The organism is Mycobacterium sp. (genome assembly GCF_049802695.1).
GTDB lineage: Bacteria > Actinomycetota > Actinomycetes > Mycobacteriales > Mycobacteriaceae > Mycobacterium.
The window spans coordinates 1-16,326 of record NZ_JBARMY010000207.1; the positions used below are offsets into that span (position 1 = coordinate 1).

Below are 16,326 nucleotides of genomic sequence, written 5' to 3' on the forward strand. Positions count from 1 at the left end.
CGAGCTCGACGCCCGCTACGTCCGCACCGACGCGACGAACACCGAAGACGTCAACGCGGCCCTGGCTGAAGCGGAATCGCTTGGTCCGCTGCGTATCTCGGTTGATGCCCACGGCGGGCCGGCCAGCGGCGGGCGCCTGATCGGGAAAGACGGCTCACCGCTGGATCTGGATGGTTTCAAGACGACCATCGACGTGTACCTGACCGGCGTGTTCAACGTGCTGCGGCTGGCTGCGGCGGCCATCGCGCGCCAGGAACCTGTCGATGAGGGCGCGCGCGGCGTCATCATTAACACCGCATCGATCGCCGCCTACGAGGGCCAGATCGGACAACTGCCCTACGCGGCGGCCAAGGGCGGCGTCGTCGGCATGACACTGGTCGCGGCACGCGACCTGTCGCCACTCGGTATTCGCGTCGTCACCATCGCCCCCGGCACGTTCCTTACTCCGGCTTACGGCAAGGCGGGCGACCAACTCGAGGCCTATTGGGGCCCGCAGGTCCCCTTCCCCAAGCGGATGGGCCGGTCTCCCGAATACGGCGCCTTCGTGCAGAGCATCGTCGAAAACGATTACCTCAATGGCGAAGTCATCCGACTGGACGGCGCGTTGCGCTTCCCGCCGAAATAATCGCCGGGCGCTGCGGCGTTAGTTCTTCCCGGCCGCCAGCTTGGCTGCGATCGAGCGGAAGTCCTCGGTCTGGAACGACTGGTTCTCCGCAGACAACGCGTAGTCGATGGTGGCCAGCACCGCGCGCTCGAGGTGCACATTGAGGACGCGCTTGGTGCTTTCCACGGCCTGCTGCGGAAGTTCGAGGATCTTCTTCGCCGCTTTCAATGCCTCGGCGACCGGATCGGCCACCGCGTGGTTTGCCAGGCCCAGTTCGACCGCTCGCGCCGCGGTGATCCGGGCGCCGGTCAGCGCGTACTCCTTGGCCAGCAGCAAGCTGATGTGCAGTGGCCAGGTCAGCGGTCCGCCATCAGCGGCCACCAATCCCACCTGCACGTGCGGGTCGGCGAGATAAGCGTCTTCGGCGATGTAGACGATGTCGCTCAGCGCGACCAGGCTGCAACCCAACCCGACGGCCGGCCCGTTGACCGCGGCCACCACCGGAACCCGGCAGCGCGCCATGCCCAGCACGATCTCGCGCCCGTCGGCGATGGTCTTGGCGCGCAGTGCCGCGTCCCCTGCCAATTCGTTCAGATAGACGAAGTCACCGCCGGCCGAAAACGCCCGTCCCGCACCAGTTATCACCGCGGCACGGGCGCTTTGGTCGTCGCTCATCCGCTGCCATAGCTTAGCCAGCCCGTGGTGCAGAGCATCGTTGACCGAGTTGAGCGAATCAGGACGATTCAGCGTGATGATCCGCAACGGACCGTCAGCCTGGACGTCGATTTCGGTTGGCATGTCGTACAAGTCAGGCTCCCAATCCCAAGATGCGTGAGGCGATGATGTTCTTCTGGATCTGCGATGTGCCGCCCATGACGCTTTGCGCGCGGCTATAGAGATAGGCACTGAGTAGATGTGGATCGTCGATTCCGCCCACCGCCAACGCGGCATGGCCGACGGACTGTTCGACCCAGGTCATCAGCAGCTTGTCCAGCGATCCGTCCGAAGTGTGGGTCACCCCATCGAGCTGCTCCGACAGCCGCCGCCGAACGTGATGAGTCAGCATCTCGGTTTGTACCGCGGCCCAGGCGAGTTCCTCATTCGCCGAGCCGTCACTGCGCGAGGCCAGCTGACGGACGAGCTTGCCGTAGCGCGCCGCGTAGCCAAGCGTGGACGGTTCGCGTTCATGGCCGACCACTGTCATGGCGAGCGGCCACCCCTCGCCGGGGGCGCCCACCATATTCTCGACCGGCACCGTCGCACCGTCGAACAGCACTTGGCCGAACTCGGTAGTCACCCCGTTGATCATCCGCAGTGGACGCTGTTGCACGCCAGGCTGTTTCATCGAGATGATGAACGCTGAGATACCCCGGTGCCGCTTGGCCTCGGGATCGGTGCGGGCCAACAGCAGACACCAGTCCGCGACATCGGAGTAGCTGGTCCAGATCTTGTGTCCGTTGATGACATAGTTGTCGCCAGCACGGGTGGCGGTCGTGGTCAGCGACGCGAGATCGGAGCCAGAGCCCGGCTCGCTGAAGCCCTGACACCACCGCTCGATGCCGTTGATCATTCCGGGCAGGAAGCGCGTGCACAGCTCCTTGCTGCCGTGCCTGCTCAGGCCCGCGACCAAATAGCCAAGGCTAGGCCGGGGCGGCGCCTCGGCACGCGCCAACTCGTCGTCGAGGATGACGTCGTATACCGGCTGTAGTTCCTGCCCGCCGTACTCCCGCGGCCAGGACAGGCCGAAGAAACCACCCTCGTACAGCGCGCGGTGCCATTCGCCCTGCCGGGCCCAGTACTCGTCCCCTGAGCTGGGAAACTCTTTGGCATGCACTGAAAGCCAAGATCGCAGCCGGTTCCGGAAGGCGGCTTCGTCGGGCGAGTCACGGAAGTCCAACGCTGATCTCCTCCAGCTTTACCGGCCACAGTTGGGTCGAGGTGAGCGCGCGGCGCAAATATACGTGCGCCAGGCATTCCCAGGTGTTACCGATCCCGCCGTGCACCTGAATCGCGGTCTCGCATACCGTCCGCGCGGCGCGCGCGCAGTAGACCTTTGCTAACCGGCCGGCGCGGAGCGCCTCGGTTGGGTCCAATTCGTCTACCGCCCAGGCGGCATGCCGCAAGATACTCACTGAGCCCTCGATCAGGGCCAGGCTTTCCGCGAGCAGGTGTGCGATGGCTTGATAGGAGCCGATCGACTTCCCGTACTGCTCACGAATTTTCGCGTAGTCACACGCCAGCGTGTGCGCACCGCGTGCCGTGCCGACCAAGTCGGCCGACGTGGTGGCAAACGCCAGTGCCAGCCAGCGTTGCGCGGCGTCGGAGCCCAGATCGCCGACCGCCGTTGCAGTTCCGCTGATATCGGCCGCGGCCCGGGTCAGGTCAACGGCATCGCGGGCAGCGCCCACGTCGACGGCTGACACCGTCGTGCCGTCTAACGTCAGCGCGCGCCGGTAGCCTCGCGCGTCGACCGCATGGCCGCTCACCACGACGGTGGATCCCGAGCCGTCCTGGCCGACTTGCCGGGCCAGATCGTCGGCCAGCACGGGGCCGAGGAACGGGGCATCGACCAATCCACGGCCGAACTCCTCGGCGACGATGGCCACTTCGACACCTGATGCGCCGTCGGAGCGCAGCGACCGCCAACCTGTCTGCTGTATCTGCTTGTCGAGCTTGGAGATTCGCCCGTCGTCGGCGAGATCTTGCACCGATCCCGGTCCGAGGTCATCGGAAAGTTTCGCGGCTGCGTCACGCAGTTGTTGTTGTTCAGGTGTCAGACGTACATCCATAGCGCTCCTTGAGAACTCGGCGCAGCACCTTCCCGGAAGGCAGCCGGGGTATTTCGGGCACGAACACAACACGACTCAGGCGTTTGTAGGAAGCCAGACTCTCACCGACCCGCGCAGTGAGCTCGGCAGCGTCGACCGGCGCTCGCGTCGCGACCGCGGCGACGATCGACTCCCCATCTTTGCCGTCGGGGATGCCGAACACCGCGCAGTCTTCGACGGCGGGATGACCGTGCAGCACGGCCTCGATTTCGGCGGGCGCGACCTGAAAGCCGCGCACCTTGATCATCTCCTTGCACCGGTCGGTGAGGCGCAGCCAGCCGTCGGCGTCGAGAGCGCCGACATCACCGGTGCGGTACCAGCCGTCGCAGAACGCTTCCGATGTCGCCTCCTGCGGCAGGTATCCCGACATCAGCGACGCCGAACGGGCCTGGATCTCCCCGGTTTCATCGACAGCCACCGGCGCGCCGGTCCCCAGCGACACCACCCGCACATCCACACCGCGAACCGGAGGTCCGACCGAATCGAGCCGGGCCCCATCAAGCGGATTGCAGGCAATGACCGGCAGCTCGGTGCTCCCGTACGCGGGCACCCAACCCACGCCGGTACGCCGGGTCACGACCTCGGCGACAGCCTGGCTGACCGGTGTGGCACCCCACATGAAGAACCGCAGCGACGACAGATCGAACGACTCGAGGTCCGGGTGTGCGGCGATCGCCAGCGCGATCGGTGCGACCACCATCTCGACAGTGATGCGGTCGGTCTGGATGTGGTGCAGCATCCGGTCGACATCAAACCGGTGATGCAGCCGCAGCCAAGCGCCGGTCTGCAGGGCGGTGATGATGTTGAGCAAGCCGAGGATGTGCGACGGCGGCGTGGCGACCTGTATGCGATCACGCGACGTCAGCTGCAGCGCGTCGCGCCAGTGCCGGACCGCCGCGCGCAGCGACGCGTGCGTGTGCCGAACGGCTTTGGGTAATCCAGTGGTGCCGGAACTGAACACCAGCAGCGCATCCGCCTCCGCGGGCGGGGACGCCAAACCGTCTTCTGCCGGGGCGATCGGCTCGTCGAGGTGCAGCATCGGCATCAGACCGTCCAGTACCGGATGGTCACCGACCGCGTGACCGGGACTCGTCAACGCCAGCGCATGGTCGACCTCGTCGCGCTTCCAGGCCGGGCTGATCAACACCGCCGCGGCGCCCAACTGCCACACCGCACGCACCGCGGCCACGAACTCCGGGCGGTTGCCGGCCATCAGCGCGACCCGGTCGCCCACCGTCACTCCCCGCCGGGCCAGCGTGGCGGCCAGCCCGCTGGTCAGCGAGTCAAGCAGCGGCAGGCTGTAAAGCCGCTCCTCGAACACGAGCGCGGTTTGGCCGGTCACCGTCCACCTCGATGCATTGAGAAGATCGTATCGGTTTGGGAGAATAGTATTCTCAATTGCGAAGAATGTGGAAGGGGGGCCATGGCGGAACTGCGCGCGTTCCACCAGGCAACGGTGCGCCGGGTCATCGAGGAGACGCCGGCTGCCCGCACCTTCGTGTTGGACCCGCACGATCAGCCCTTCCACTATCGCGCCGGCCAGTACTGCACCTTCCGCGTCTGCGTCGACGAGGCAGAGCTGTACCGGTCGTATTCCATGTCCAGCGCGCCGGAGACCGACGCCGAACTGATGACCACGGTCAAGCGGGTCGTCGGCGGCAAAGTTTCGAACTGGTTGGTGGATCACGTGGCCGAAGGCGACGAACTCACTATCACCCGGGCCGCCGGCACGTTCTGCCTCACTCCAAATTCCGCGCCGCTGCTGGCGTTCGCGGGAGGCAGCGGTGTCACCCCGATTCTGTCGCTCGCGAAGAGCGCGCTGGCCACCACCGATCGAGTGGTGCGGCTGCTGTGCGCCGATCGCGACCGGGCGTCGGTGATCTTCGACTCCGCGCTGAAAACCCTGGTCGAGCGCTACCCCGACCGGCTTTCCGTGATCCGCCACTTCGACTCCGAAAGCGGCCTGATCGAGGCAGGCGCTGTGCGTGAGTTCGTCGGCTCCGACCGCGACGCCGACAATTACGTGTGCGGCCCGGAAGGCTTCATGACGGTGGTGCGTTCGGCGCTGCCCGGGCCGGGGCGGGTTTTCGTCGAGGACTTTGATCTGCCGCCGCAGGTGAAGGCGGCCGCCCCCGCGACCGCCGATGCCGGCGAGACGGCGGGCACCGTGACGATCTTCCTCGATCGGAAGAAGGTTTCGGTGCCCCAGGTCAAGGGCGAAACGCTGCTCGACAGCGCGCGCCGGGCGGGCCTCGCGCCGCCGTTCAGCTGCGAGGCCGGTAACTGCGGGACCTGTATCGCCCGGCTCACCGACGGCAAGGCCACCATGCGAACCAACGAGGCACTCGAGGACGACGAGGTCACCGACGGCTACATCTTGACGTGCCAGGCCATTCCCGATACGGCGTCGGTCACAGTGCGCTACGAGTGAGCGAGAGATCGCCCAACTCGCCGGATTGACGCGGCGACAGTGCTTCGATGAGTTGAGGGCAACGCGCCGGTCGTCGCCGGTGGTGTAAATCGTCAATCGACGAGGGCGGGTGGAATCGGCATGAAGCGACTCAACGGCATGGACGCCATGCTGCTGTACAGCGAGACCCCCAATCTGCACACCCATACGCTGAAGGTCGCGATCGTCAACACCAGTGAATTCGACAGCGCGTTCAACTTCGACGTCTTCCGCCAGACCGTCGCGCGGCGGCTGCATCTGCTGGATCCGTTGCGCTTCAAGCTCGTCGACATCCCGTACCGCTTACACCATCCGATGTGGATGGAGAACTGTGAAGTCGAGCTGGATTACCACCTGCGGCGGGTGAAGGTGCCCAGCCCGGGTGGCCGGCGAGAACTCGACCAAGTCATCGGCGAGATCGCCAGCACACCTTTGGACCGCAATCACCCGCTGTGGGAATTTCACTTCGCGGAGGGAATGGCCGCAGATCGCTTCGCGCTCATCGGCAAGGTGCACCACACGTTGGCCGACGGTGTCGCCTCGGCGAATCTGCTGGCGCGGCTGATGGATTTGGCGGGGTCGACGGGGACTGAACGCGACAGTTATCCGACCTGCTCCCCGCCGTCTGAGCTGGAGCTGTTGCGGGCGGCAGGCCGGGACCACGTGCAGTCTGTCGCAGCGCTGCCGGGACTGGCAAGGGACGCCGTTCGCGGTTTCACCCGAGTACGACGACACTCGAAGGAACATACAGACAACCCTGAGATGGCCAAGCTGTTCCGGACGCCGCCCACCTTCCTGAACCATGTGGTGACCCCGGTGCGTACCTTCGCCACCGCGTCATTGGCGCTGGCCGACGTCAAGGGGACCGCCAAACATCTCGGCGTCACGTTCAACGACATCATCCTGGCGACGGCAGCAGGCGGTTTGCGGGAGTTACTGCTGCGCTACGACGGCAGGGCCGATCGGCCCATCCTGGCCTCGGTGCCGGTGAGCACCGACAAATCACCCGACCGCGTCACCGGCAACGAGATCAGCGGGTTGGCGGTGTCGCTGCCGGTGCATCTGGATGACCCGCTCGAACGGGTGCGGCTGACCGCGCTGGCGACCACGCGCGCGAAGGAGAACCATGACCTGCTCGGCCCGACGCTGCAGGGCCGGATGATGGAATACTTGCCGCCACCGGTGGCTCCGGCCGCTTTCCGTTGGCAGTCCAGGCACGCCGCACACAACAGGGTCATGAACGTCGCGATCTCCAATGTGCCCGGACCCCGGGAGCGCGGTCACATCGGCGGTGCTCCGGTCAGCGAGATCTACTCCGTCGGAGTGCTTTCGGCCGGTAGTGCGTTCAACATGACGGTGTGGAGCTACGTCGATCAAGTCGACATCGCGGTGCTCAGCGACGACCGCACTTTCAACGACGTCCACGAAGCCACGGATGCGATGGTGCACGCTTTCACCGAGGTTCGCCGAGCCGCAGGTCTGCCCGACGAGCTCACCGAGCTCGGCACGGCGATGGCTCCGGCGCCGGCGTCTGGATAACTGCACTCGCGTCAGCCCAGTACCGGGAACCTGCGCTCGCCGGCCAGTCGCTTCAGCGCGGTCTGCATGACCGCCCGGACGTGCGCGTCGACTTCCTTCACGTCCGGGTTCTCGCCGAACGTCTCGGTGATATCGATCGGCTCGAGCACCTCGGTGACGACCTTGGCGGGCAGCGGGAAGTTGGGCGGCATGATGACGCTCAGACCGAACGGGAAGCCGAAACTGACCGGCAGGATGTCCATTCGTGCGCGGGTGAGGCCCAACCGCCTGGCCAGCCAGTTGCCCCGAGTCAGGAACAGCTGAGTTTCCTGACCCCCGATCGACACGGCCGGCACGATCGGCACGCCGGCTTCGATTGCGGTCCGGACATATCCGGTGCGGCCGTTGAAGTCGATGCGGTTCTCGCTGAACGTCGGCCGGTAAGCGTCATAGTCGCCACCGGGAAACACCAGTACCACCGCACCCGAGTGCAACGCCTTGGCCGCGTTCTCCCGGCTGGCCTCGATCACACCCACACGGCGCAGCCACCCGGAGAGCGGCCCGATGAACACGCCGTAATGCGCGAGCGTGTAAATCGGACGGTCGTATCCGAACTTGTCGTAGAAGGCCGGCGCCAGGATGAGCACGTCGGGCGTCAACATCCCGCCGGAGTGATTCGACACCAGCAGCGCCCCGCCGGCAGCCGGGAAGCTGTCCAGTCCGCGCACCTCTGCTCTGAACCACCGGCTGATGATCGGTCCGACGACGCTTTTGACCTGCTTGGCGAAAGCGGGATCGTATTTCGCCAGTTCCCGATGTCGAGCGGCTCTGTCGGTGGCGGTGTCGCTCATACTTCCCCTGCCCGGCCGGGAACGCAGTGTTGTCGGGTAGCCGTGAAGCGGCTACCAGCGGTTACGTTACTCTCTGATCCGAGAATGTCATATTCGGCGGTCGAAGGGGACGCATGTCGGAGACGGTGCTGGTCACAGGCGGCTTCGGGCTGGTGGGGTCGGCGACGGTGCGGCGATTGGCCGCGCAAGGGCGCCCGGTGGTGGCAACGGATCTCGACACGGCCGCCAATCGCAAGGCCGCCGAAGCGCTGCCGGCAGGGGTGCAGGCTCGCTGGGCGGACCTGACCCAACCCGCCCAGGTGGATCAACTCATCGCCGAGGTCGCGCCGACCGCGGTCATCCATCTTGCCGCCATCATTCCCCCGGTGATCTACCGCAACCCCCGACTGGCCCGCCGGGTCAATGTCGACGCCACGGCGACGTTGGTGCGTGCCGTCGCCGCTCATCCTCAGCCGGCCCGCTGGGTGCAGGCGTCGAGCAACGCCGTCTACGGTGCCCGCAACCCGCACCGGGTGCACGACATCGTGCGCGTCGATACTCCCCTCAAACCGTGTGACCTTTACAGCGGGCACAAGTTCGAAGCCGAACAAATCGTGCGCTCGTCGACTCTGGACTGGGTGGTGCTGCGTCTCGGCGGTGTGCTGAGCGTCGATCCCGCAGCGATGCCCTTCACTGCGGACGCGCTCTATTTCGAGAGCGCGCTGCCCGCCGACGGTCGCATGCACAGCGTCGATGTCCGTGATGTCGCGACCGCTTTCGCCAACGCCACCAGTGCAGACGTCGTCGGCCAGACCTTCCTGATCGCCGGTGACGACTCGCACAAGGTGAGGCAGGGCGAAGTCGGGGGTGCGCTTGCTGCTGCCCGCGGCCTGCCCGGCGTCCTGCCGCCCGGCCGGCCCGGTAATCCGGACAACGACGTTGATTGGTTCGTCACCGATTGGATGGACAGTGCTCCCGCGCAGCAGGCGCTGTCTTACCAACACCACTCGTGGCCCGACATGCTCGCGGAGATGGCGGAGCGCGCCGGTTGGAAGCGCCACCCGATGCGCTTGGCGGCTCCCTTCCTGGCTCCTGTTGCGCGCACGTTGCTCGAACGCCGAGGTGCCTACCATGGTGCCCCCGGTCAGTACGCCGACCCGTGGGGAGCTATTCGCCGACGGCTGGGTGAGCCCGGCTTAGATGCCGAGACCGCCTAAGGCTGACGCACTTCGGCGCCGAGGGCGGCGATGACCTCCCGCGTGCGGCGTTTGGAAGCGACCAGTTCCTCGCGGTTGTCGCCGATCGGCAGCAGGCGCACCGACAGGTCTGTCACGCCGGCGTCGGCGAAGCGGCGGAATCGTGCCAGGATGGCGTTCTCGTCACCGGCCGCGCAGAGATCGCCGACGTCCCTGGCGTCGCCGTAATCCAACAACCGCTGATAGTTCGGCGAGACCTCGGCCTCACCCAGAATCCGGTTTGCACGTTCTCGCGCGGCATCGACTTCCGTTGTCGCGCAGAGACATACCGGTATGCCCGCGACGATCCGCGGAGCCGGACGCCCGGCGTTCTCGGCGGCCTTTGTGATCCGCGGTACGACATGTTCGGCGACAGCGCGCTCATCGGCCATCCACAGCACGGTTCCACCGGTGCGCTCACCGGCGAGCGTCAGCATGACCGGCCCGAGAGCAGCGATCAGCACGGGCAGCGGAGCGACCGGAGCCAGATCGAGCGGGTTGTGCACAGTGAAGCTGTCGTTTTCGACGTCGACGGGGCCGGGTCCGCTCAGGGCCGCATCGAGCACTTCCAGATAATCGCGGGTGAATGCCGCCGGGCGTTCATAGGGTAAGCCGAGCATGTCGCAGATGATCCAGTGGTGGGATGGCCCGACGCCGAGAGCCAGTCTGCCGCCGGTGGCGGCATGGACGGATAACGCCTGACGCGCCAGCGCGATCGGGTGCTGTGCCTGCAGCGGCACGACGGCCGTGCCGAGTTCGATGCGGGTGGTACGCGTTCCCATCAAGGCGACCGCCGTCAACGCGTCGAAGTCATTGGGCACCTGCGGGATCCACGCGGTGTCCAGCTCAGCGTTCTCGGCCCACTCGATGTCGGCGAGCATTCGACTGACCTTGCGCGCTGAGTCGCCGCGCTCGGCGCCGACCATCACTCCCAGACGCACGGTTCCTCCGAGATAGAAGTGTCGTTATCGTTTCACCGATAACGTACTTGCAAAAAAAGAGAATGCCAATGCCGGCCGCTAGCCTGCATATACCGCTCGCGTTCAAGCTCGGCAGAGAATCTCCCCATGCGGAATGGCCAGCCATCCGTCCGGGGCGGCGGCCCACGCGAGCCACGCTTCAGAGATCTGGGCCAGTTCGTCCGGCGTTGCCAATGCTGCGTCGAGCAACTGACGGGCGACCGAAGAGTGCAGGATTCGGTCCGCCCACATTCCGCCCCACCAGTCGCGGTCCTCCGGCGTGGCGAAGCACCACACGCCGGCCGTGGGCGTGACGTGTTCGAAGCCGGCCTGCTGTGCCCAAGACAGCAGATGCCGTCCGGCGTTCGACTCGCCGTGGTTCGCCTGCGCCGCCTGTTCATAGAGGTTCCGCCACCGGTCCAGTGCCGGTAACTGTGGGAACCAGATGAAGCCCGCATAGTCGGCATCTCGGGCCGCCACGATTCCGCCCGGCACGCACACCCGCCGCATCTCCCGCAGCGCCTGGACGGGATCAGCGACATGTTGGAGCACCTGGTGGGCGTGCACGACGTCGAAGGCCTTGTCGGGAAATTCGAGCGCGTGCACGTCGGCCGTTGCGAACCGGACGTTCGACAAGCCGCGGGCCCGGGCCTCCGCACGGGCGGACTCCAGCACCTCCTCGCTGACGTCGACCGCGGTGACCTGACCGGGGGCGACTCGTGCGGCGATGTCGGCGGTGATGGTTCCCGGCCCGCAACCGATGTCCAGCACAGAACGCCCTGGGCGCAGGTGTGCCAACAGGTAGCCCGCGGAGTTCTCCGCAGTGCGCCAGCGATGGGAACGAAGCACCGACTCGTGGTGTCCGTGCAGGTAGCCGGCCTGGCTCATGGGGTTGCCTCTCGATCTGTCAATGAGCCTGCAGTGTGCGGTCCAGGAACGCCCGGACTAATGCCGTCACCTCGTCGAGCGCAGACTCGAGCAGGAAGTGTCCGCCGTCGAGGAGATGGATCTCGGCATCAGGAAGATCGTCGGCAAAGGCTCGGGCACCCGCGGGGCCGAAGATTTCGTCACCACGGCCCCAGACTGCCAGCAACGGCACCCGAGCGTTCCGGAAGTACTCTTGCAGGCGCGGGTAGACCGCCGTATTCGTCGCATAATTCAGTAACAATTGCAGCTGCACCGAGTCGTTGCCCGGCCGCGAGATCAAGGCGTAGTCGTGATGCCAGGATTCGGGGTTCACCAACGTTTCGTCGGGAACACCGGTCAGGTACTGCCACCGGGTCGCCTCCAGCGTCAGGAATTGGCGCACTGCGGCCTCGGTCTCGGCGGTCTGGTCGTATTGGTAGGCCCAGACCGTCTTCCAGAAGCTTTCGACGAAACCCGCGTCGTAGCCGTTGCCGTTCTGGCTGACGATCGCAGTGATCGCCGACGGGTCGTTTAGGGCGAGCCGCCACCCGATCGGCGCGCCGTAATCCTGCACGTAGATTGCATAGCGCTTGATTCCCAGGCCGCGCACGAGGCCGGCCGTCAGCGCGGTCAGGGCGTCGAAGGTGTAGTCGAACTGGTCGACTCCCGGCGCGTCCGACAATCCGAAACCTAGATGATCCGGCGCGATGACGCGGTAGCGATCGGCCAATGCTGGCACCAGATCGCGGAACATGTAAGAGCTCGTCGGAAAGCCGTGCAGCAGCAGTAGAACCGGTGCGTCCGGCCGGCCGGCTTCCCGAAAAAACAGCCGGTGACCCTCGACGGTGGCGTAGCGGTGATGGACAACCGGCATGATCAATTCCTCCTGGCGCGTTCAGATCGGTTAACTGGGTTATACGTCCCATTATGCACCCCGCAGGTTTTCCCGGCCGGCGTGCGTCCCGTTGACACGCAGCTGCGGTTATGGCTATTTTGGGATGTCTGACCCATAAGGTGGCGGCCGCCCCGCTGTGTGTTGAACGGAGAGCTCTGGTGGGTAACGCGTGACTGCGCCTGCACTATCACCCACTGTGGTACTCGTTCACGGGGCGTGGGCTGACGGCTCGAGCTGGAGTCCGGTGATCACCGATCTTCGGCGCGCGGGAATCGCCGTCACCGCAGCTCCGATTCCGTTGACCTCGTTGGGCGATGACGTCGATGCACTCGACCGGGCGATCGACAGAACCTCCGGACCGGTCGTCCTGGCTGCCCACGCCTACGCCGGGGCGGTCATCGGCGCCACTGACCATCCGCGGGTGAAGGGATTGGTCTTCGTCGCCGCGTTGGCTCCCGACGAAGCAGAGACTGTGGCTGACGTCTTTTATCACGACGCCGCACATCCCGCGGCACCTCAGCTTGCACCCGACGATTCCGGCTGGATCTGGTTGCCTGGCAGTGCTTTTCCGACGGCGTTCGCTCAGCAGGCCAGTGCCGAACAATGCGAGCTGCTGGCGGCGGTGCAACGCCCGATCGCGGTGCAGTGCATTCAGCAACCGGTGCCTCGGCCGGGCTGGAAGCAGCACCCATCCTGGTACCTGATCGCAGAGCAGGACCGCATGATCAACCCAGACACCCAACGATTCATGGCCGAGCGTATGCAGGCGCGGATTCGTTCACACGACGTAGACCACGCTCCATTGATCAGCCGACCGCACGTCGTCGCCGACATCGTCTTAGAGGCCCTCAAACATGTCGCTGCAGATCGCCCAGAAAGCGACGCACAGTGACCGGGTGGCCGACCGCACCTGCGGTGGTGCGCGAACAGTCCGGCGGCGAAACCATGCGCGCCATCATCCTGGAAAAGTTCGGTGGCCTGGACAGTTTGATACACACCGAGATCCCCAAGCCGCTCCCGAAGGACGGCGAAGTCGTCATCGCAGTGAAAGCGTTCGGTATCAATCACGCCGAGATACACATGCGCCGGGGGGAATGGGCAGAAGCCGCTGAGGTCAGCGGCATCGAATGTATCGGCATCGTCGATGCGTGCCCGGGTGACGAGTTCCCGGTCGGTGCGAAGGTTGCGGCCCTGATGGGCGGCCTGGGGCGAACCATCAACGGTAGCTACGCCGAGTACACCCGCGTGCGCGCGGCGAATGTGGCCCTCATCGAGTCCGAGCTGCCCTGGGCGCAGCTGGCGGCGCTGCCGGAAACCTATGCGACCTCGTGGACTTGCCTGTTCCGCAACCTCGATCTGAAATCAGGCCAGACACTGGTGATTCGGGGCGCCACATCCTCGTTGGGGCAGGCCGCACTCAAGATGGCGATTGCCGCCGGCGCCAGCGTCATTGCCACGGCGCGCAGCCGTGAGCGCTTCGCGATGCTCGAGAAGCTGGGCGCTTCGCGTGTGGAGATGGAGCGACGTGACTTGGCGGCCCACATCGCCGAAGGCGAGCAAATCGATGCCGTCCTCGATCTCGTTGGCAACAGCACGATCCTGGACTCCCTCGACATGTTGCGTCGCGGCGGCACTGCCTGCCTGGCGGGATGGCTGGGCGGACTGGCACCCATCGGCGATTTCAACCCCCTGGCCCGGATGGCCAGTGGCGTCAATTTCAGCTTCTTCGCCAGCCCCGTCTTCGGCAGTCCGGGTTTCCCGGTTTCCGATGTACCACTTAGCGCAATCGCACAGCAGGTGGCCGACGGCGCACTCGATGCGAAACCGGCTCGCGTCTTCACCTTCGACCAGATCCGGGAGGCCCATCGCGTGGCGGAGTCCGGTGAAGCAGGCGGAAAGCTCGTCGTCGTGCTGGACTGACAGGTGACCTAGCCGCAGTCACGCCGTGGAATGGGCCGCCTCTCCCAATAGAGTTCTGCCGGCCGGTAACCTGGCGTCGTGGCCGATGCCCTCACGTCCAACGATCAACGGTTCACGGCCAAGGGCAGAGCCACCAGGGAGCGGATCATCCAGATGGCCGCCGAACTTATCCTCGCGCAAGGCTTATCGGCAATGAACATCGACACCGTCCGCAGGCTGGCGTCGGTCAGCGGTTCGCAGATCGCGCACTACTTCACCGACAAGCAAGAGCTCATCCGTGCGGTGGTCGCCCGTCAGATCCGAGTGGTGCTGGACTTTCACCGCCAACCGAAGCTCGGCGGCCTGCAAACCTTTGACGACTTCGAACGCTGGATCACCTTGAACATGCGCTATCTGCGCCGTTTCGGGTACACCGGCACGCCCACCTATCACGCTCTCGTTGGGCAGCTCGCTAAATCCGACGACGCCACCCGTGCGGCGTTGGCGGCCGGTTACTGGCAGTGGGTGAACCTGTTCGAAGAGTCCATTCAACGGATGAAGGACAACAAGCTGCTGACCCCCGACGCCGATCCGCGCCAACTCGCCATGGTCGTCGTCAGCGCCCACCAGGGCGGCGGCACTTTAGCTTTCGCTTACCAGCAGGAGTGGCCGCACGCGGACGCAGTTCGGTTCGCGGTCAATTACCTGCGGGGCTTCGCCGCCGACCCGGCCGAGCGTGCGGCGCGCCCGCCGCGGCGCATGCGCCGATGGAGTTGACCAGTAGTCGTCGAAAACCGGCGTAAGGTTACGCCGTGTCCGACGAGCCAACCCCGCGGTTGACCCGAAAGGGAATAGCCACCCGGGCACGCATCATCGACACTGCGGCCAAGCTGATGTTCAGCCACGGAGTCGCCGGCACCAGCATCGACGATGTCCGCCGAAGCGCGGCTGTCAGCGGATCGCAGATTACTCATTACTTCAAGGACAAGCGGGATCTGGCTCGCCAGGTCGTCGCCGCACGCCGCAGCGATGTCAAGAACTTCCACTCTCAACCGCGCCTCGGCGCCCTCGACACGTTCGAGGCGCTGCACGCGTGGGCCGACGCGTGTGCGGCCGACCTAAGCACCGTCTATTGCGTGGGCGGATGTGTTTACGGCTCTCTGGTCGGTGAACTGATCGAGGCCGACGACGACACCCGGGCAGATCTGGCCGACGGCTATGACGAATGGCTCACGACATTCCACAACGGGCTTGCGGCGATGCGTAGGCGCGGAGACCTGCGACCGGACGCCAACCCCCGCCACCTCGCCGTTGCTCTGGTCGCTGCCCATCAAGGCGGAGCGATGCTCAGTCACACAACCGGGAGCCCGGAACCGATGGGCGCGGCGCTGCATGCCGCTGTCGGCTATGTTCGGTCGTTCGCGGCCAAACCCAAGAAGGCCAAACGTTTAGCTGCTCAACAAGTCTCGGGGCGTCGCAGGTCCGGGCGCAAACCCTGATCCCGTCGACATCAGTCCACCGGGACATCAAGAATCGGCCGCTGCGCACCGGCGCCCGGCCCGTCGAAGTGCCACCACTCGCCGGAATAGACGGTCAACCCGCCGGCACTCATCGCCTGGCGAAGGTGGCCGCGGTTCGCCTGAGCCGCCGCACTGACCGCGGCGGTGGCGAATGCCTCTGCGCGAGCCGTGAAGTCGTCGAAGTCGGTGCCCATGTCGAGCAGGCATCGCCCGGCGACCTGCCGGCCGGGCGCACATCGGTCCGCCGGGCCGGCGACGGTCAGGTCGACCGAGCGTCCGGCTTCGTGGCTGCGTGCGTATGGTCCCGGCCGGGCGACCCACGCTGGATTCGGCACGACCTGGAACAGTTTGGCCTGCACATCATGTGGCCGGTAGCAGTCCCAGAAGAGCAGCGCCTCGCCCGACGGGCGCAACGCTTCGGCGGCAGCGGCGAGACCGTTCGCCAGCGACTCGTGCACCAGGCAACGCGCATCCGCGGGATACAAGGGGGCGCCGGTGAAATTGTTCGGCGTGGCATACCGCAGGTTGATCAGCGCGTCGGGCGCAACGCTGAGCACGTCGACGAAACCTGCCGCCTGCGCCGCCGCGCTGACCGGTGGGACGTCACCGCGGGCCAGGGCACCGCAACGGAGCCCGCCCCAGGAGACGATCACGGCTATCAGGAGCCCGCATAGGGTTCGCAT

Annotated in this window: 17 protein-coding genes; 8 read left to right on the forward strand and 9 right to left on the reverse strand. The window is 65.8% G+C overall.

The window, feature by feature from the left end:
* Positions 1-625 (forward strand): SDR family NAD(P)-dependent oxidoreductase (locus tag WA317_RS08390; protein WP_425172590.1); only part of this gene is annotated, 625 nt, incomplete at its 5' end.
* A gap of 18 nt (positions 626-643) precedes the next feature.
* Here the strand turns inward: WA317_RS08390 and WA317_RS08395 are convergent.
* The 4 genes from WA317_RS08395 to WA317_RS08410 are packed head-to-tail and all read right to left on the reverse strand — an operon-like array spanning position 644 to position 4,774.
* Positions 644-1,411, reverse strand: a complete 768-nt coding sequence (locus WA317_RS08395; RefSeq protein ID WP_425172591.1) for an enoyl-CoA hydratase/isomerase family protein — start codon at positions 1,409-1,411, stop codon at positions 644-646.
* 1 nt (position 1,412) lies between these two features.
* Positions 1,413-2,501 carry an acyl-CoA dehydrogenase family protein gene (locus tag WA317_RS08400; protein WP_425172592.1) on the reverse strand — a complete coding sequence of 363 codons (1,089 nt, stop codon included), beginning with the start codon at positions 2,499-2,501 and terminating at the stop codon, positions 1,413-1,415.
* Positions 2,488-3,393 (reverse strand): acyl-CoA dehydrogenase family protein, encoded by a 906-nt coding sequence (locus WA317_RS08405; protein ID WP_425172593.1) that lies wholly within the window; start codon positions 3,391-3,393, stop codon positions 2,488-2,490. The genes WA317_RS08400 and WA317_RS08405 overlap by 14 nt, the downstream gene beginning before the upstream one ends.
* Positions 3,371-4,774, reverse strand: a complete 1,404-nt coding sequence (locus tag WA317_RS08410; protein WP_425172594.1) for a class I adenylate-forming enzyme family protein — start codon at positions 4,772-4,774, stop codon at positions 3,371-3,373. Before WA317_RS08410 ends, WA317_RS08405 begins: the two co-directional genes overlap by 23 nt.
* Positions 4,775-4,855: 81 nt before the next feature.
* Here WA317_RS08410 and WA317_RS08415 point away from each other — a divergent pair, with 81 nt between their 5' ends.
* Both WA317_RS08415 and WA317_RS08420 read left to right on the forward strand, forming a co-directional pair.
* Positions 4,856-5,863 carry a 2Fe-2S iron-sulfur cluster-binding protein gene (locus WA317_RS08415; protein ID WP_425172595.1) on the forward strand — a complete coding sequence of 336 codons (1,008 nt, stop codon included), beginning with the start codon at positions 4,856-4,858 and terminating at the stop codon, positions 5,861-5,863.
* 120 nt (positions 5,864-5,983) lie between these two features.
* The gene (locus WA317_RS08420) at positions 5,984-7,420 is read left to right on the forward strand and encodes a WS/DGAT/MGAT family O-acyltransferase (RefSeq protein ID WP_425172596.1); all 1,437 of its coding nucleotides are present in this window, start codon (positions 5,984-5,986) and stop codon (positions 7,418-7,420) included.
* 11 nt (positions 7,421-7,431) lie between these two features.
* Here the strand turns inward: WA317_RS08420 and WA317_RS08425 are convergent, their stop codons facing one another.
* A complete protein-coding gene (locus WA317_RS08425) occupies positions 7,432-8,250 on the reverse strand; it encodes a lysophospholipid acyltransferase family protein (RefSeq protein WP_425172597.1) in 819 nt (272 codons plus the stop codon).
* A gap of 113 nt (positions 8,251-8,363) precedes the next feature.
* On the opposite strand from WA317_RS08425, the gene WA317_RS08430 reads away from it, so the two are divergent.
* Positions 8,364-9,446, forward strand: a complete 1,083-nt coding sequence (locus WA317_RS08430; protein ID WP_425172598.1) for an NAD-dependent epimerase/dehydratase family protein — start codon at positions 8,364-8,366, stop codon at positions 9,444-9,446.
* Here WA317_RS08430 and WA317_RS08435 read toward each other — a convergent pair.
* From WA317_RS08435 to WA317_RS08445, 3 genes are all read right to left on the reverse strand, one after another.
* Positions 9,443-10,405 (reverse strand): LLM class F420-dependent oxidoreductase, encoded by a 963-nt coding sequence (locus WA317_RS08435; protein WP_425172599.1) that lies wholly within the window; start codon positions 10,403-10,405, stop codon positions 9,443-9,445. The genes WA317_RS08430 and WA317_RS08435 overlap by 4 nt on opposite strands.
* A gap of 102 nt (positions 10,406-10,507) precedes the next feature.
* Positions 10,508-11,311, reverse strand: a complete 804-nt coding sequence (locus tag WA317_RS08440) for a methyltransferase domain-containing protein (protein WP_425172600.1) — start codon at positions 11,309-11,311, stop codon at positions 10,508-10,510.
* 19 nt (positions 11,312-11,330) lie between these two features.
* Positions 11,331-12,203 carry an alpha/beta fold hydrolase gene (locus WA317_RS08445; RefSeq protein ID WP_425172601.1) on the reverse strand — a complete coding sequence of 291 codons (873 nt, stop codon included), beginning with the start codon at positions 12,201-12,203 and terminating at the stop codon, positions 11,331-11,333.
* Positions 12,204-12,393: 190 nt separating this feature from the next.
* Here WA317_RS08445 and WA317_RS08450 point away from each other — a divergent pair, with 190 nt between their 5' ends.
* The 4 genes from WA317_RS08450 (at position 12,394) to WA317_RS08465 (ending at position 15,622) form a co-directional block, all read left to right on the forward strand.
* Positions 12,394-13,116, forward strand: a complete 723-nt coding sequence (locus WA317_RS08450; RefSeq protein ID WP_425172602.1) for an alpha/beta fold hydrolase — start codon at positions 12,394-12,396, stop codon at positions 13,114-13,116.
* 53 nt (positions 13,117-13,169) lie between these two features.
* Positions 13,170-14,144, forward strand: a complete 975-nt coding sequence (locus WA317_RS08455) for a zinc-binding dehydrogenase (protein WP_425172606.1) — start codon at positions 13,170-13,172, stop codon at positions 14,142-14,144.
* Between the two features lie 78 nt (positions 14,145-14,222).
* Positions 14,223-14,900, forward strand: coding sequence for a TetR/AcrR family transcriptional regulator (locus WA317_RS08460; RefSeq protein WP_425172603.1), 678 nt, complete (start codon positions 14,223-14,225; stop codon positions 14,898-14,900).
* A 35-nt stretch (positions 14,901-14,935) separates the two neighbouring features.
* Positions 14,936-15,622 carry a TetR/AcrR family transcriptional regulator gene (locus WA317_RS08465; protein WP_425172604.1) on the forward strand — a complete coding sequence of 229 codons (687 nt, stop codon included), beginning with the start codon at positions 14,936-14,938 and terminating at the stop codon, positions 15,620-15,622.
* Between the two features lie 11 nt (positions 15,623-15,633).
* Here the strand turns inward: WA317_RS08465 and WA317_RS08470 are convergent, their stop codons facing one another.
* Entirely contained in the window at positions 15,634-16,326 is a 693-nt protein-coding gene (locus tag WA317_RS08470) for a M15 family metallopeptidase (protein ID WP_425172605.1), read from the reverse strand.

Coding starts and splice junctions, on each gene's coding strand:
- WA317_RS08405 (WP_425172593.1), bottom strand. CDS start 3,393: ATGGATGTACGTCTGACACCTGAACAACAACAACTGCGTGACGCAGCC.
- WA317_RS08415 (WP_425172595.1), top strand. CDS start 4,856: ATGGCGGAACTGCGCGCGTTCCACCAGGCAACGGTGCGCCGGGTCATC.
- WA317_RS08420 (WP_425172596.1), top strand. CDS start 5,984: ATGAAGCGACTCAACGGCATGGACGCCATGCTGCTGTACAGCGAGACC.
- WA317_RS08425 (WP_425172597.1), bottom strand. CDS start 8,250: ATGAGCGACACCGCCACCGACAGAGCCGCTCGACATCGGGAACTGGCG.
- WA317_RS08430 (WP_425172598.1), top strand. CDS start 8,364: ATGTCGGAGACGGTGCTGGTCACAGGCGGCTTCGGGCTGGTGGGGTCG.
- WA317_RS08440 (WP_425172600.1), bottom strand. CDS start 11,311: ATGAGCCAGGCCGGCTACCTGCACGGACACCACGAGTCGGTGCTTCGT.
- WA317_RS08445 (WP_425172601.1), bottom strand. CDS start 12,203: ATGCCGGTTGTCCATCACCGCTACGCCACCGTCGAGGGTCACCGGCTG.
- WA317_RS08455 (WP_425172606.1), top strand. CDS start 13,170: ATGCGCGCCATCATCCTGGAAAAGTTCGGTGGCCTGGACAGTTTGATA.
- WA317_RS08470 (WP_425172605.1), bottom strand. CDS start 16,326: ATGCGAACCCTATGCGGGCTCCTGATAGCCGTGATCGTCTCCTGGGGC.